This window comes from Actinomadura logoneensis (assembly GCF_003428695.1).
Lineage (GTDB): Bacteria > Actinomycetota > Actinomycetes > Streptosporangiales > Streptosporangiaceae > Spirillospora > Spirillospora logoneensis.
Window position 1 is genome coordinate 1 of sequence record NZ_QURH01000439.1, and the last position, 954, is coordinate 954.

Annotated in this window: 1 protein-coding gene; it reads left to right on the forward strand. The window is 73.2% G+C overall.

Features of this window, described 5'->3' with window-relative positions; all coding sequences use genetic code 11:
* Nucleotides 1–82: 82 nt before the first annotated feature.
* Complete coding sequence (locus DZF91_RS23175) at nucleotides 83–877, forward strand: glutamate ABC transporter substrate-binding protein (RefSeq protein WP_407920926.1); 795 nt, start codon at nucleotides 83–85, stop codon at nucleotides 875–877.
* Nucleotides 878–954 lie beyond the last annotated feature (77 nt).

Below are 954 nucleotides of genomic sequence, written 5' to 3' on the forward strand. Positions count from 1 at the left end.
CACCCGGCGGACGCATCCGGCGCGCACTGGGTGGAGTCGCGCGGCAAGCACCCGGCGGACGCGCGCGGCGGGCGTCGCGCTGCTGGCCGCGTGCGCCACGGCCGCGCCGGCCGGATGCGCGCTGGGCTCGGCGGAGCAGCACTCGATCCTGCACAAGCACTCGCTGGTCATCGGCGTCAAGGCGGACCAGCCCGGCCTCGGCCTGCTCAAGGACGGCCGCTACCAGGGCTTCGACGTGGACGTGGCGACGTACGTGGCGGGGAAGCTCGGGGTCCCGCCGTCCCGGATCACCTTCAAGACCACGCCGTCCTCGGTCCGGGAGAAGGCCCTGGAGAGCGGGTCGGTGGACATGGTCGTCGCGACGTACTCGATCACGCCCGCGCGCAAGACCCGGATCACCTTCGCGGGCCCGTACTACGTCGCGCACCAGGACACGCTCATCCGGTCGAGCGACCGCTCCATCACCGGCGTGCACGACCTGGCGAAGAAGCGGATCTGCGCGGTGAACGGCTCGTACTCGTCCAAGCGCATCACCGAGGAGCGCGGTATCGCGGCCGTCCCCGTGCCGGTGGGCACCTACAGCGCCTGCATCCCGCTGCTGACCGCCGGGAAGGTGGACGCGGTGTCCACCGACGACCTGATCCTCGCGGGCTTCGCGGCGGGCCACCCCGACCTGCACCTCATCGGCGCGCCGTTCACCGACGAGAAGTACGGCATCGGCCTGCGCAAGGGCGACCTCGCGGGCTGCGAGACGGTCAACCGCATCCTCACCCGCATGTACCAGGACGGCTCGGCGGGCCGCTTCCTGAACCACTGGTTCGCCGACACCGGCGCCCGGCTCACGACCAGCGTCCCCCAGTTCGAGGGCTGCTCGTGAGCCGCCGCCCGCCCGTCCGCCCGCGGGCACGGCCGGACGGGCGGACGGCCGGGCGCTGACGGCGGACGCCGCTGACG